This window comes from Pseudorhodoplanes sp., from assembly GCF_050250235.1.
Classification (GTDB): domain Bacteria; phylum Pseudomonadota; class Alphaproteobacteria; order Rhizobiales; family Xanthobacteraceae; genus Pseudorhodoplanes.
The window spans coordinates 1-14,540 of the sequence record NZ_JBFWPA010000143.1 but is presented as its reverse complement, the minus strand read 5'-3'; the positions used below and the strand labels follow the sequence as shown (position 1 = coordinate 14,540).

The 14,540-nt window shown below is 63.5% G+C and carries 12 protein-coding genes and 1 pseudogene; 4 read left to right on the top strand and 9 right to left on the bottom strand.

Annotated elements, in window-relative coordinates; genetic code table 11:
• Positions 1-25: 25 nt before the first annotated feature.
• From AB7F49_RS32980 to AB7F49_RS32965, 4 genes are all read right to left on the bottom strand, one after another.
• Complete coding sequence (locus AB7F49_RS32980; RefSeq protein ID WP_428530153.1) at positions 26-895, bottom strand: branched-chain amino acid ABC transporter permease; 870 nt, start codon at positions 893-895, stop codon at positions 26-28.
• Between the two features lie 160 nt (positions 896-1,055).
• On the bottom strand, positions 1,056-2,273 hold the full coding sequence (locus AB7F49_RS32975) for an ABC transporter substrate-binding protein (RefSeq protein WP_428530151.1): 1,218 nt from the start codon (positions 2,271-2,273) through the stop codon (positions 1,056-1,058).
• A 135-nt stretch (positions 2,274-2,408) separates the two neighbouring features.
• Positions 2,409-3,173, bottom strand: a complete 765-nt coding sequence (locus tag AB7F49_RS32970; RefSeq protein WP_428530149.1) for an alpha/beta fold hydrolase — start codon at positions 3,171-3,173, stop codon at positions 2,409-2,411.
• Positions 3,174-3,188: 15 nt separating this feature from the next.
• A complete protein-coding gene (locus AB7F49_RS32965) occupies positions 3,189-4,358 on the bottom strand; it encodes an LLM class flavin-dependent oxidoreductase (RefSeq protein WP_428530147.1) in 1,170 nt (389 codons plus the stop codon).
• A gap of 353 nt (positions 4,359-4,711) precedes the next feature.
• On the opposite strand from AB7F49_RS32965, the gene AB7F49_RS32960 reads away from it, so the two are divergent.
• From AB7F49_RS32960 to AB7F49_RS32945, 4 genes and pseudogenes are all read left to right on the top strand, one after another.
• Positions 4,712-5,101, top strand: coding sequence for a hypothetical protein (locus AB7F49_RS32960; protein WP_428530145.1), 390 nt, complete (start codon positions 4,712-4,714; stop codon positions 5,099-5,101).
• 86 nt (positions 5,102-5,187) lie between these two features.
• Positions 5,188-6,849, top strand: coding sequence for an efflux RND transporter periplasmic adaptor subunit (locus AB7F49_RS32955; RefSeq protein ID WP_428530143.1), 1,662 nt, complete (start codon positions 5,188-5,190; stop codon positions 6,847-6,849).
• Between the two features lie 305 nt (positions 6,850-7,154).
• Positions 7,155-10,238, top strand: a pseudogene (locus AB7F49_RS32950) (efflux RND transporter permease subunit); the annotation flags it as partial.
• A gap of 256 nt (positions 10,239-10,494) precedes the next feature.
• Entirely contained in the window at positions 10,495-10,698 is a 204-nt protein-coding gene (locus tag AB7F49_RS32945) for a hypothetical protein (RefSeq protein WP_428530141.1), read from the top strand.
• A gap of 103 nt (positions 10,699-10,801) precedes the next feature.
• Here the strand turns inward: AB7F49_RS32945 and AB7F49_RS32940 are convergent, their stop codons facing one another.
• From AB7F49_RS32940 to AB7F49_RS32920, 5 genes are all read right to left on the bottom strand, one after another.
• Complete coding sequence (locus tag AB7F49_RS32940; protein WP_428530139.1) at positions 10,802-11,260, bottom strand: YybH family protein; 459 nt, start codon at positions 11,258-11,260, stop codon at positions 10,802-10,804.
• Between the two features lie 31 nt (positions 11,261-11,291).
• Positions 11,292-11,843 (bottom strand): hypothetical protein, encoded by a 552-nt coding sequence (locus tag AB7F49_RS32935; RefSeq protein ID WP_428530137.1) that lies wholly within the window; start codon positions 11,841-11,843, stop codon positions 11,292-11,294.
• Positions 11,844-11,922: 79 nt separating this feature from the next.
• Positions 11,923-12,438 (bottom strand): hypothetical protein, encoded by a 516-nt coding sequence (locus AB7F49_RS32930; RefSeq protein WP_428530135.1) that lies wholly within the window; start codon positions 12,436-12,438, stop codon positions 11,923-11,925.
• A gap of 77 nt (positions 12,439-12,515) precedes the next feature.
• Positions 12,516-13,109, bottom strand: coding sequence for an aromatic-ring-hydroxylating dioxygenase subunit beta (locus AB7F49_RS32925; protein WP_428530133.1), 594 nt, complete (start codon positions 13,107-13,109; stop codon positions 12,516-12,518).
• Positions 13,110-13,111: 2 nt separating this feature from the next.
• Positions 13,112-14,540: aromatic ring-hydroxylating oxygenase subunit alpha (locus AB7F49_RS32920; RefSeq protein WP_428530131.1), on the bottom strand; the 1,429-nt coding region annotated here is incomplete at its 5' end.

The following is a 14,540-nucleotide window of genomic DNA, read 5'->3' as shown; positions in this document are numbered from 1 at the left end:
CGTCCCGCGGTTCTTGTCGATGATGTCAGGCACGGGTGAACAATCCGGTCGGCCGCACCAGCAGGATCAGCATGAACAGCGCGAAGTTGATCGCGATCGTCAGTGCCGGATCGATGAGATATCCGCCAACCGATTCCACCACGCCCAGAAGGATGCCGGCGGCGAGCGTGCCGGTGACGCGGCCGACGCCGGCCATGATCACCACGATCAGCGCCTTCAGGGTGTATTCGACGCCGGACGCCGCGGTGAACGAGACGAAGGTCGAGACCAGCATGCCGGATACCGCCGCCAGTGCGCCACCCGCGGCAAAGATCAGCGCCGAATGTTTCTTCACATCGATGCCGACGAGGCCGGCCGCGACCGGGTCGATGGTGATGGCACGCAACGCCGAGCCGAGCCGCGTGTACCGGAGCACGGCATAAAGCGCGAGCGCGATGCCGCAGGCCGCAAGAAAGGCGACGAGCCGGTTGAGCGCGATGGTTGCTCCGAAGACATGGACCGGGCTCGACAGGTAGCTGTAGCCGCGCAGGTCGCCGCTCCAGTAGATCAGGGCGAAACCCTGCAGCACGAAGAACAGCCCGAAGGTGACCAGCACCGCATCGGCGTCAAGCGCGTCCTGGTCCGGGGCGCGCTTGATCAGCGGGACCATCATGAAGCGGTAGATCAGGTAATTGACCGCGAACGCGATCGGGATGCTGACGAATACGCTGAGAAACGGATTGAGCTTCCACAGCATGATGGTGAAGAAAGCGGTGAACGCGCCTGCAACGAAGAACTCGCCATAGGACAGGTTGAGAATGCGGGCGATGCCGTATTGCAGGTTCAGTCCGAGCGCGATCAGGCCGTACATCCCGCCGAGGAGCAGCCCGTTGAGAAAGACTTCGAACAGGATCACTGAAAACAACTTCCGTCAGGTCCCACGGCCGGGATGTCATGCCCCGCGAAGGCGGGGCATCCAGTCAGCCGAACAGCATTCGCTTTGACTGGATCGCCCGCTCCCCGCCTGCGCGGGGACAAGTTTGCGGGCGATGACAGTTCGATGGAACGGCGTTCCGCTACGACCATGCAGGCTTCGGGAACATCGGCTTGCGCGCGCCGGCCTTGTCCGCCGGGAACACGCCCACCACCTCGCCGTTCTGCCACTGACCGACGGCCCATGGATTGGCGTTGCGCTGATCCTTGTAGGAGAGCTCGCCCCACAGCGTCTTGAACTTGTCGCTGGCGATCACGTCGCGGATTTTCTTGCGGTCGATCTCGCCCACTCTTTCGATTGCCTGCTGCGTGACCTGCAGGCCGCCATAGACGTTGATGGCGCCGGCCTCCGACGGACGATTGAACATCGCCTGATGGGCCTTGTTGTATTCGGCCATCCCGGGCTCGTCCGGGTTGAGGCCGCCATAGACGAAGATGCCGTTGACGTTGTTTCCGTACTTGCCCTTCAGGCCGGGGAACACGCCGCCGATCGCAACATACATGATCTGCGGATTGAATCCGACGATTTTGCACTGTTCCGGCAGCATGAAGGTGTCCGGCGGATAGCTCATTGCAAGGAACGCGTCGGGGCCCGCCGCCATGGCCTCGCGCACCAGCGGCTGCAGGTCCGAGGAGCCGAACGGATAGCTCTTGTTGTAGACGATTTCGATGCCGTTCTTCTTGGCGGCATCGAGGAAGGCGGCATTCATTTCGACGCCGAATTCGACATTCGGATGGATGACCGCGGCGCGCCCCTTGATCTTGCCGTCCTTCTTGAGGTCTCCCATCATCCTGGCGAGAGGTTCGGTCGACTCGTGCGGCTGCGAGATGTTCCAGAACGCGAACGGCCATTTCGGGCCGAGCGTGTAGGTCTTGTTGGTGGTCGCGGTGGTGTAGATCACCGGGTAGCCGTGCTTGTTGGTGATCGGGGCCGACGCGAGATTCATGTGGCTCGCATAGGGGCTCAGGATCATGTCGACCTTGTCCTGCTGGATCAGGCGTTCGGTCAGCTTGAGCAGCTCGTCGGGCTTGCCCTGATCGTCATAGGCGACGAACTCGATCGGGACCTTCTTGCCGAATTTCTTCAGCATGATGCCGCCGTCGTCGTTCACCCGCTTCTGCCACAGCTTGTATTGCGAGACGCTGGTCGATTCCGCGCCCGGCCCGAGCGGGCCCGACTGGGTTATGGCGTAGCCGAACCGGATTTTGTCCGGTGCGGACTGCGCCTGTGCGTAAACGGTCGGCAATGTCGCGGCGCCGACCACGGCCGCACTGCCTTTGACGAAACTGCGTCTGTCCATGGAATCCTCCCGTTGTTTCCTCTGATGGCGCCGGCTTCTGTGGCCGTTCATCCATCCTGTGCTTGGTCTTGCGGTTCTTTCCGGCCCGCTCATGCGCGACCCGGTTCGTTCTGCGTCAGAATGATGCGAGCGGCCTCAACCCATGAAGCGCGCGACCGCGTCCACTGCCTCGGGCCGCTCCAGATGCACGAGGTGGCCCGCACCCTTGTAGACCTGAATGTCGGCGTTCGGAATGAACTTGCGCCAGGTTTCCGCCTGCCCGGCCGGAATGATCTTGTCCTCTTCACCCCAGATGATCTGGGTCGGCACCTTGATGCGATGCAGATACCGCATGAACTTCGGATCGCCCGGATGCTCCCAGAACAGCCGCGCCACGGTGGTGGCCTCGCGATAGCGGTCGCCCATGAAATCGAGGTCGGGCTTCTCGGGCAGCTTCTTCTTGATGACCTCGAAATCGGAAACGAGGAGGCCCGGCACCGCCTCGCCGGGGACCGCCAGGATGTCGAGCATCGGATTTTTCGGATCGATCAGGCCGGCCGGCGCGATCAGCGTGAGCTTCTTGACACGGTGGCCGTGCTCGCTTGCGAATTTCGCGGCGAGATAACCGCCCATCGACAGCCCGACCAGATTGAAGCGGTCGAGCCGCAGCATGTCGAACAATTCGAGATAATGCATGACGTAATCATGCATGGTGGTGAAGCTCGGATCGTCGTCCGATTCGCCGAAGCCCGGATGGTAGGGCACGATCACCCGGAAGCGGTCGGTCCAGCGCTCGGCGAAGTCGAACCCGTCGACCGTGCCGGCGCCGTGGAAGAACACCAGCGGCTCGCCCTGGCCTGCGGTATGAACGACGGTCTTCACGCCGTCGACGGTGAGAGTCTGACGCTCGAACTTGCTCATTATCGTTATGTCCCGTTACTCGGCGGCCATGCGTTGCGGAGAGCCGGTGCGCTGGCGCAGGCGCGGCATCACTTCCTCTGCGAACAGCGTGAGGTTTTTCACCGTCTTCCAGTGCGGCATGTCGGCGACATGCATCACGCTGTTGATGTGGTTCGTCTTCATCTTGACGGTCCACTCGCCGATGTCGTTCGCAACCTTGTCCGGCGTGCCGACCGATATGAAGAATGACGAAGAGATCGCCTTGAAGTCGAACCCGCCATGCATCTTGTCGGCGGTGGCGGCGCGCACCTTGAGCTGGTCGACCGAGAGATAGCCCGGAGGCGCCAGATATTGCGGAATGGTGCGGGCGTAATCCTCGAAGAAGCGTTGCAGATGCGGGATGTACTCGGCTTCCGCCTGCTCCTGGGTTTCGGCGACATAGACGAAGGTCAGCAGCGGAAGCTGATCCGGGCGGATGGTGTGGCCGTAATGCGAAGCGCGCTCGCGCAACTGCTCGTTCAGTTCCCTGGCGCGCGCCTGCGTGACAAACACCGAGGCATAGCCGAAGCCGAGCTCCGCCGCGATCTCGATGGTCTCCGGCGAGCCGGTGCCGACGATGTAGCAGGGCGGATGCGGCCGCTGATACGGACGCGGCCACGGATTGAGGAAGCGATAGGTATAATGATTGCCGTAATGGGTGGTCGGGCCGTCTTCCGACCAGGCCTGCAGGATGATCTTCAGCGATTCGCGGAATTTCTCGCGCGCGGTCGCTGGGTTCACCGGGTTCGACCAGTATTCCATGCCGGTGCCGAGCGGGAAGGCGACCTCGATCCGGCCTTTCGACATCACGTCCAGCACCGCATATTCCTCGGCCAGCCGGTTCGGCAGCATGAAATTCGGCGGCGTGCCCCACACGCAGATGCGCACATTCTTTGTTTGCGCGACCAGCGAAGACGCGATGATGTTCGGCGTCGCCATCATCGAATAGACGGTGTTGTGATGCTCGTTCACCACCACCGCGTCGTAGCCGAGCTGATCGGCCAGTACGAGTTCGCCGATATAGCGGTTGTAAAGTTCGTGCCCCTTGTCGGGATCGAAATACTTGTTCGGAAAACTCACCCAGGTCGACTTGTAGTCCTTGTGGTTTTCCGGGAGGTACGAATACGGCATGAAATGCATGACGTTGAAGCGAAGCGGCGCGGCCATCGCGGGTCTCTCCTTGGTATGTCCCTGTGGGCGCTCGCCGTGAGCCGGCGATGCGTTTGCGGGTTCTTGCGACCCAATTCCCTCGCCGATCATTCTGAAAGTGGTGCGAAACCAAGTCAACGGCGCTACGCCGTCCCTGGCCGGGTGTTGTGTCGCAACGGGACGTTTCCGTGTTTCACCGGCAAAACGCCGGGCAGATTTTGACCGACGCGGGCGCGCGCATCTGCGCTGAGGCCTGTCGAAATATGAATATGTCGATGCGTTAACCCACGGACGCCATATTTCCGGTCCAGGTGGTGTGGCGATGTGCCGTTCGGCTTTCGCCGAATCTCGCCACGGTGTAAGAACACGACATGTTCCTGCGGAGCCTCGCCCCGGCCGTCATGGCCCTGGCCGCATTGCTGCTGGTCGCGCTTGCGCCGACCGGAGCGGCGGCTCATGGCGGCGTGCCGCACGGGCACCCGGCCAAACACGCGGCCGCCAGTGCCCCGCCTGCGGCCGTTGTCGCGGCTGGTGCTGAAATCCGTGCCGCGAGCATGCCGGCACAGTCCGCGGCTGACGCCGATTGTGACCGCGGCTGCTGCAGCGCCGGACATTGCTCCGGCTGCGGCACGGCGCTCGCGCCAGCGACCTGGACCTGCCTGCGGCTTTCGTCCGCTGCCCTGCTGTCGGGTTACGACGCCTCGCGCCCCACCGGTCTCGCTCGCGAGGGCCCGCCGCGGCCACCCAAATTCTTCGCCTGAACGCCGCTTTCCCGCGTCCCTGATGCGGGACCCGTCGCCTTGCGGGCGGCCGGGATCGATTCCGTTCATGCGAAGGACCGTCCTCCATGGTTCGCATTATTCTGCCGGCTCTTTCTGCAGTCGCATTGCTTCTGGTTTCGGCTGGGACCGGGCTTCATGCCCATGAAGGTCACGACCACGGTTCCGCTGCGCCCGCTGCGCCCGCAAGCGTCGCGCCGCGCGGCGAGGCGCATTCGGAACGGTTCGAAGTGGTCGCCGTCGTGCGGGGCAGGACGCTTGCGATCTACCTCGACGATTACAGGACCAATGCTCCGGTCGAGCAGGCCGAGATCGAGATTGAAACGCCCTCCGGTCCGGTGGCGGCAAAGGCAATCGGTAACGGCGTCTACAGTCTGGAGGCTCCGTTTCTTGAAAACGGCGGTCACCTCGACCTCATCGTTACCGTGACTGCCGGTGGCGAGCCGGACATCTTGCCGATCTCCATCGATGTTCCGCAATCCGATGCCACCGCGTCCCGCGGAGCGATTCCCCCCGGAAACGGCGTGCTGATGATCCTGGCGTCGCTGTCACGATCGCCGCTCGCAGCGGGCCTGACCGGGTTCATTCTTGGGGCGCTGCTGATCGGCTTTGTCCGCAGATCAAGGCGCGCCGGCGCGGTCATGCTGGTCTTCGCGCTGGCTGGTCTGGCGGATGCGAAAGCGCATGAAGGTCACGACCACGCCCCCGAACCGGCCGCGGCGTCGAATGGCGATCAGCGCGCACAGCGCCAGCCCGATGGCACCGTGTTCGTGCCGAAGCCGATCCAGCGCATCTTCGGCGTCCGCACCATCGAGACACAGCACGGGACCTTCGCACGCACGGTCGAACTTCCGGGACGCATCATTCCCGATCCGAATGCGAGCGGCTACGTGCAGACCGCGGTCGGCGGCGTGCTGTCGCCTCCGCCCGGCGGATTTCCTCGTCTCGGGACGCAGGTGAAGGAAGGCGACATCCTCGCCTATGTCACGCCGCCGATCGCAGCGATCGACGTCTCCGACATGCGCCAGAAGCAGGGTGAACTCGATCAGCAGATCGCGATCGTGCAGCGCCGGCTCGCGCGCCAGGAGAAGCTCGTCACCAGCGGCGCGGTCGCGCGCACGCAGGTCGAGGAAACGCAGCTCGAACTCGAGGGCCTGAAGGATCGCCGCGCCGCTCTCGACCGGATCCGCAGCGATCCGATCCCGCTGATCGCGCCGGTCAGCGGGATCATCGCCGAAGGAACGCCGATCACCGGCCAGATCGCCCAGAGCAACGCGGTGGTCTTCCACATCGTGACGCCGGAAAAGCTGTGGGTCGAGGCGCTGAGCTTCGATACCGTCGCCGGAACCGGCCGTGCCTCGGCGAAGACGGCCGGCGGCAAGCCGCTGGTATTGACCTTCCGCGGTTCCGGCCTTGCCGACCGCAGCCAGTCGATCCCGGTGCATTTCTCGGTCGATGACGGCGGCAAGGGTTTGCGCGCCGGGCAATTCGTCACCGTGTTCACCGAGACGGGCGAAGAGCGCTCCGGCATCGCCGTGCCGCGCACGGCGGTGATACGCGCCGCCAATGGCCAGGACGTCGTGTTCGAGCACACGACCGCCGAGCGGTTCGAGCCGCGGCCGGTGCGGACCGAGCCGCTCGATGCGGAACGCATCCTGATCGCGGCCGGCATCGATCCGGGCAAGCGGGTGGTGGTGCAGGGCGCCGAACTGCTCGATCACGTGCGGTGAGGGGGAGGTTTGGTGATGAATATCGCGCTCGCACCTGCCGCCTCGCGTCAGCCTGACGGCGAGCGGTCGATCTCGGGTCTTTACCCTCCCCCTTGTGGGGACGGTCGATCGACTGAGCGCAGCGAAGGAGATCGGGGTGGGGGTGGTTGCGATCAGATTGCGGACAGGGCTGGCCTCAAGACGAAGACCCCCACCCCGCCTGCCTCGCTTCGCTCGGCAGGCGACCCTCCCCACAAGGGGGAGGGTGAAACCGCGTGCGTCGCGCGCGGAGCGACCCAAGTCGTGAGCTGAGAGGAAAGCATTCCATGTTCACCTTCCTCGTCACCCAGTCGCTGAAGAACCGCATGCTGATCCTCGCGCTGAGCGCGGCGCTGATGGCGTTCGGCAGCTACAGCATCACGAAGCTTCCGGTCGATGTGCTGCCGGACCTGAACAAGCAGGTCGTGACCATCATGACCGAAGCCGAGGGGCTCGCGCCGCCGGAAGTCGAGCAGCTCGTCACCTTCCCGATCGAGACTCAAATGAACGGCGTGCCCGGCGTCGCACGCGTGCGTTCGGTATCGGGCGTCGGCCTGTCGTTCGTCTATGTCGAGTTCGGCTGGTCGGACACCGACATCTACCGCAACCGCCAGCTGGTCGCCGAGCGCCTCAACCTGATGCGCGACCAGTTGCCGGCCAATGTCACCCCGATGATGGGACCGATCGGTTCGATCATGGGCCAGATCCTGATGGTCGCCATCACAAGCGACCGCGCGACGCCGATGGAATTGCGCGAGGTGGCCGATTTTACCATCCGGCCGCGCCTCATGAGCATTCCCGGCGTCGCGCAAGTCATCCCGATCGGCGGCGAGGTACGGCAATATCGCGTATCTCCGCAGCCGCCGGCTTTGCGCGCGCTCGGCGTCAATTACGAACAGATCGAGAAGGCCCTGGCCTCGTTCGGTACGAATGCCGGTGGCGGCTTTACCGATCTGAACTCGCGTGAATATCTGATCCGCAATATCGGGCGCACCACGAGTCTCGATGATCTGCGCAACATCGTCGTGGCGAAGGTCGACGGCAAACCGATCTACATGCATCAGGTGGCGACCGTCGAATTCGCGGCACGCGCCAAGCGCGGCGATTCCGGCTTCATGGGCAAGCCCGCGGTGATTGTCGCGGTCGAGAAGCAGCCGAATGTCGATACCGTCATCTTGACGCGCAACGTCGAGGCCGCGCTGAAGGAACTGAGCGCCAGCCTGCCGCACAACATCAAGGCGGATCAGCTGGTGTTCCGGCAGGCGAATTTCATCGAGACTTCCGTAAAGAACGTCGAGACGGTGCTGCTCGAGGCCTTCGTCGTGGTGGGCATCGTGCTGTTCCTGTTCCTGATGAACTGGCGCACCACCGTCATTTCGCTGACTGCAATCCCGGCCTCGATCCTGATCACCGCGGTGGTGTTCTACTTCGCCGGGCTCTCGATCAACACCATGACGCTTGGCGGCATTGCGATCGCGATCGGCGAGCTGGTCGACGACGCGGTGGTGGGTGTCGAGAATATCTTTCGGCGGCTGCGCGAGAACCGGGCGCTCGGCAATCCGCGCTCGGTGTTCGACATCGTGGTCAGCGCATCGCAGGAGGTGAGGTCCGGCATCGTCTACGCGACCATGATCATCGTGCTGGTATTCGTGCCGCTATTCGCGCTCGGCGGCATCGAGGGCCGGCTGTTTGCGCCGCTCGGCGTGGCCTATATCGTGTCGATCCTGGCGAGCCTCGTGGTGTCGATCACGCTCACGCCGGTGATGGCCTATTACATGCTGCCGGGCCTGAGGCGCCTGGACGAGCATGAAAGCTGGCTTGTGCGCGTGCTCAAGCGCTGGTACGGCGCGGCGCTCGCAGGCGCCTATGCCAATGCGAAACTCATTCTCGGCATAACGCTGATCCTCGTGGTCGGCGCGGCCGCCGCAGCCTTTACCCTGCCGCGATCGTTCCTGCCGCCGTTCAACGAAGGCACGTTCAATATCCTGGTGCAGTTCAATCCCGGCGTATCGCTTGCGGAATCGAACCGCGTCGGCACCATCGCCGAAAAGCTGATTATGGGCGTGCCCGAGGTGAAATCCGTCGGACGGCGCACCGGCCGGGCCGAGCTCGACGAGCATGCCGAAGGCGTTCACGTCAGCGAGATGGAGGTCGATCTCGAACCGTCGTCGCGGCCCAAGACCGAGATCGTGGCGGATATCCGGGCGCGCCTTGCCGTGTTCCCGCTGTCCGTCAATGTCGGCCAGCCGATCGCGCACCGTCTCGACCACATGCTGACCGGCATCCGGTCGGAGCTTGCGCTGAAGATCTTTGGCGAAGATCTCGACACCATGCGCACTACCGCCGAGGAACTGCGCGCAAAGCTTGCCGCGATTCCCGGCCTTGCCGATGTGCAGGTCGAGAAGCAGGTGCTGATCCCGCAGCTCGAAATCCGGGTCGACTACGCACGCGCTGCGCTCTACGGCGTGCAGCCGGCTGCGGTGGTCGAGCAGCTCAGCCGGCTCTCGAATGGACGGGTGATCTCGCGCGTGGTCGATGGCTATCGTCGCTTCGATGTGGTGATGCGGCTGCCGGACGGCATGCGAACCACGCAAGGCTTGAGCGATCTTCTGATCGAGACGCCTTCCGGATGGATTCCTGCGCGGCAGATCGCCGAAATCAGGGAGACCGTGGGCCCGAACCAGATCCTGCGTGAGAACGGACGGCGCCGGCTGGTCGTGCTGGCCAATTCCGACGGGAAGGCCGACATGGCGAAGCTGGTCGAGCAAATCCGTGCGCTGCTGGCGGACGCGAAGCTGCCGGAGGGCACCTTCGTCAGTCTCGAGGGGACCTTCCAGGCGCAGGAGCAGGCGGCGCGCACAATCGGTCTTCTGTCACTCGTGTCGCTGTTGATGATCTTTGCGATCCTCTACAGCCGCTACAAGTCGGGCGTTCTGGCGCTGATCATCATCGGCAGCGTGCCGCTGGCGCTGATCGGGTCGGTCGCGGCATTGTGGCTGGTCAGCCAGCCGCTGTCGGTCGCGAGCATGGTGGGCTTCATCACGCTGACCGGCATCGCTTCACGCAACGGCATCCTCAAGATCAGCCACATCATCAACCTGCATCTGCACGAGCGCATGCCGTGGGGACACGCGCTGGTGACGCGCGGTTGCCTCGAACGCATGACGCCGGTGCTGATGACCGCTCTTGCCGCCGGTGTCGCACTGGTGCCGCTGCTGATCGATGCGGCGAGCCCCGGCAAGGAGATCCTGCATCCGGTCGCGGTGACGATCTTCGGCGGGCTGATCAGCGCGACGCTGCTCGACGCCTTCGTGACGCCGCTGCTGATGCTCGCCTTTGGCCGCAAGGCGGTCGAGCGGCTGCGGGTTGCTGACAGGATCGAACCCGGAGCAATGGCTACCGCCCCGATCAACGCCATCCTACTGAACGGAGAAACCCACCATGAGATTCAAAATGCTTGTTCTGGCCGCCGGGCTCACGCTCGCTCTGCCTGGCCATGCCTATCCTCAGCCGAAACACGACCACGCGGCCCATCCCGAAGAAGGCCAAAACGGCGGACAGCTGGTCTCCGTGGGCGATTACCATCTCGAGCTGGTTTCGAAAGGCCAGGCGGTCGAAGTCTATGTGATGGATCATGACAACCGCCCGGTCCCAGTCGCCGGCTATAAGGGTCTTGCGCTCCTTCTGGTCGGCGGAAAAACGCAGCGGATCGCGCTCGAGCCGGGCGACGGAAAGCTGACGGGCAAGGCAACGGCTGACCTTCCCGCGAAGCCGAAGGGCGTGGTGCAGATCACGCCGCCGAAGGGGAAGACGGTGTCGGCGAAGTTCTAATAGCTTCGTGTCATTGCGAGTAGCGTTGGCGGCGAAGCAATCCATTCCATCTTGAAAAGATGGATTGCGTCGCTCCGCTCGCAATGACGTTTTCAGGATCACACTACTCCGCCTCCGGCCGGCTGCCGTAAGACGGCGCCGGCGTGCCGGGCACCAGCGACACATGCGTATGCGTCATGTGCCATGGCGCGCCGACCGCCTCGCGCATCAGCGTCGCAGTGACGCGCACCGGCCGGTCGAAATGCGAACCGTCCTGGTGGATGCCGATGGTGCGCGCGATCACCGCGCCCATCGCCATCAGCCGGTCCGGCGAGACAATGACTTCCAGTGTCGCGAGATCGTGCCGGTAGTCGGCGAGCGTTGGCCACACCTTGCGCCATTGTTCGGCTTCGAGCGCGTCGCGCGACGTCATCATCTTGCCAAGCGATCCGAAGGCGATGACATCCTCGGCGTAGAGTTCGCGGGCGCGGTTGAAGTCGACCTGGCCGACCAGCGTCCCCCAGCGCCCGAAGAATTCTCCGATCGAGCGGCGGTCGTCGTCGCGGACGGGAAGGCGTTTCATCGATGATCTCTCGCCCGTCGGCATGCCGGCATCACAATTTCATCTGACGCTGCGCGTCCGGTAGGAGCCCGATACTGATCGCCGGCAGGGTAATGACGCCGGCCCTCGAGGCAATGTAAATGGCTTTCGAGCTGAACAAGGTATCGATGAACCGGTTATAACGACGCGAGATATTGCGGTATTCCTTCTTGCTCCGGTCGAGGCCCAGGTCCCAGTTCACGAAATACGTCGCGGGTTGGTCCTTGTTCGTGAAGGCGTGCTCGTTCTGCAGTTCGCCCTCCAGCGTCCAGGTTTGCGCCGTGGTCTTGAGCGTGACCTGCGCCTTTCCGTCCGGTTGCGGCGGACCCGGATAGGCGATCCACACCGCGACCGCACGTCCAACGCCGACATAGAAGATCACCTTGCCGTCCCGGACGAACGAGAGTTCCGGATTCCCGCGGGGGTCGCGCTCGAAGCGCCAGGAGCCGCTTGCCGCGGCATCGTCCGGTGCGGCCGCGGGCTTGTCCTGCGCCCCGGCATATTGGATCGGCGCAAGAAGAGTGAGTGCCAGCAGGACCAGGAATGGGGAGATGGTGCGGTGCATCGGTGCAGGCTCACTGCCGGGTGCGGCGACGGAGCAACATTAGCACAGGGCGGCGAAACCTGGCGGTCGAAAACACGGATCAGAGCTGCATCATCTGCCGCGCATCGGCGATGGTGACGGCCGGCAGCCGGATCACGCCCTGCCTGGTGGTGATCACGATCTGGTTTGCCGCGGTCAGGCTTTCGATAAACTGGTTATAGCGCTGCGCGAGGTTGCCCCATTTCTTCTTGCGCTCGCTCATTCCCATGTCGTTCTGCATGAAATAGATCGCGGGCTTGCCGTTCTGCTCCTCGGTGATCAGATCGCCGTCCAGCCGCCAGCGCTTAGCGCCGGTGTCGATCCGCACGCGCACGGCACCCTTCGTTTGCGGTCCTTCGGGCCACGCAAACCAGATGCTGATGGTGCGGCCGGTGCGGGCCAGGAAGATCACCTTGCCGTCGCTGACAAAGGACAGGTTCGGTGCGTCGGCGGCATCCTTCTCGAATCGCCAGATGCCTTGCATCGAGGCGGTGGACTTATCCTGCGCGGGGGCGGGAGCCGCCGCGACGGTCAGGAATGCGAGGGCGAGCAGGATCGCGGAGAAAGGGCGGGGCATGCGGGCATTTCCAAGAGCATCGGCGAGACCGGCGCTCTATAGCATAGACTGTGACGCCGCGCGCTCTCCCGATACCATCACAGCACAATGCTCGGATTGCGGATGCACTGGTCGCAATCGATCAGGTTGAGCTGGCGCACCGCGATCATCCACTTGCCATTCTGCCTGACGTAGCGGTGGCCGCACCAGCCATAGAGGCAGCGGGTTTCAAACCCGCGGAATTCCGCGATCATGATGTTGGAGCGCACCATGCGGGTGTCGGGGCGGCCCACGTCGAACACCTCGACATTGGTGACGAGCCGTACCGTGCGCGACTTCGGCTTCTGCGACCACGCATAGCCGGTGCGCAGGCGGTAGACCCGGTCCTCCAGCCGCCGCCGGTCGTCGAAGGTGATCGCGATCTCCTTGCGCGGATCGCCGCCGGTCGGGGTCGACGGCAGCCAGTACACGCATTCCGGCGTGAACAGCGTCAGCCAGTCCTCGAGCCGGTCCTGATCCAGCAGCCGCGCCTCATGTTCCAGAAGCGAGCGGAACAGGTCGCGCTCGGCCATGTCGTGGATCACCAGATCGTCGCGCTGCCAGTTGGAGAAATCGGCGATGATTTCCTCGTACAGCGCGTCGGTGATGTAGAACGAGGTCTTGTGCGGATCATGCTTGACGGGTGCGTTCATGGTCACGGCTCCCGCCTGATCTGGACATTCGGCTCGGTCTGCATCAGCCGCTTCCAGTACTGGATGTATTCGCGCATGAACATTTCGTCGGTGGCCGGCGCCTTCAGCACGCCGTCGCCGCAATCGACGGTGCGGCCGGGTATGTCCATGCCGCGGTGCATGTAGACCCATTCGTCCTCGAACGCGCCGAGCCCGCGCTGGATCTCCTCGAAATTGGCGAGATCGTCGACTTCGCCGAAATTCGGGAATCCCTCCTGCGTGCGCATGCGCAGCGCGTTGATGAGATGCAGTTCGTCGCCCCACACGCCTTGCTCGTCCACCACGGCGGTGCCGTACCAGATCGCGTTGGTTTCGTTGACGGAGAGCGGCTCGAACACCTGGAAATGGTTTCCGAGGATCGACAGGTTCGGAAAGATGTTGATGTTCACCGGCTCCGACGAGGCGAGGTCGAGCGCTTCCGGCGCGCGATCGCCGAGCCGGCGCCGCAGTTCCGCTTCGTAATGCTCCATGCCCGGATGCGGGCTTTCGATCGCCCACATCGCGCCGGGCTTGACCACCATGTTCGGCCGCTTGTCCTTGAAGTGGTGGCCGTGGCCGAAATACTTCATGTACATCGGCTGCTCGTCGGGGCGGCCCTTGTAGTAGGACATGCCCTTGTCGGCTTCCGCGACCAGCCGGTTCTCCATGTCGAGCAGCGAGCGGTGCGAGAACACCACGTGATAGCCGTCGCATGAATTGTCGTAGGCGAGCTTCCAGTTGCCGTTGTATTTCAGGCGATTGGCCTCGCAGATCGCGACCTTGCCGCCGGGATGGCGATCGAGCCATTCGTCGAGCGGACCTTTCACGTCGCCCAGATAGTCGGTGAGCGGCGGCATGTCCATGTTGAGCGTGCCGAAGATGAAGCCGCGATAGCTCTCCACCCGCGGAATCTGCGCGGCGTTGAATCGTGTCTCGGTGACGTCGTTGGCATAGCCGTCCGGCCACGGCACGTTGCGGATCGAGCCGTCATTGTTGAAGGTCCAGCCGTGATACGGGCAGCGGAACACGTTGGAGTTGCCCTTTTCCAGCCGGCACAAGGTGGTGCCGCGATGGGTGCAGCGATTGTACAGCGCGCGGATTTTCCCCCTGGTGTCGCGCAGCACGATGATCGGGCGCAGGCCGAGCTTCGCGGTGACGAAGTCGTCATTCTTCGGAATCTGGCTCTCATGCGCGAGATAGACCCAGACCGCGCCGAACACATGCGTCATCTCGGCGGTGAAGATCGCGGGGTCGGTATAGATCAGCTGATGCACGCGGTCGCGCTGCACCAGTTCGTCATGATCGTAGGGCGGCGCCAGATAGGCGGTGCGGATCAGGTGGGTGGTTTTTTCCAGCATGGGGTTCTGGTCCTTTGCTGTGTGAATTGGGTGGCGCTCTAGCTTCGCCCCTCCC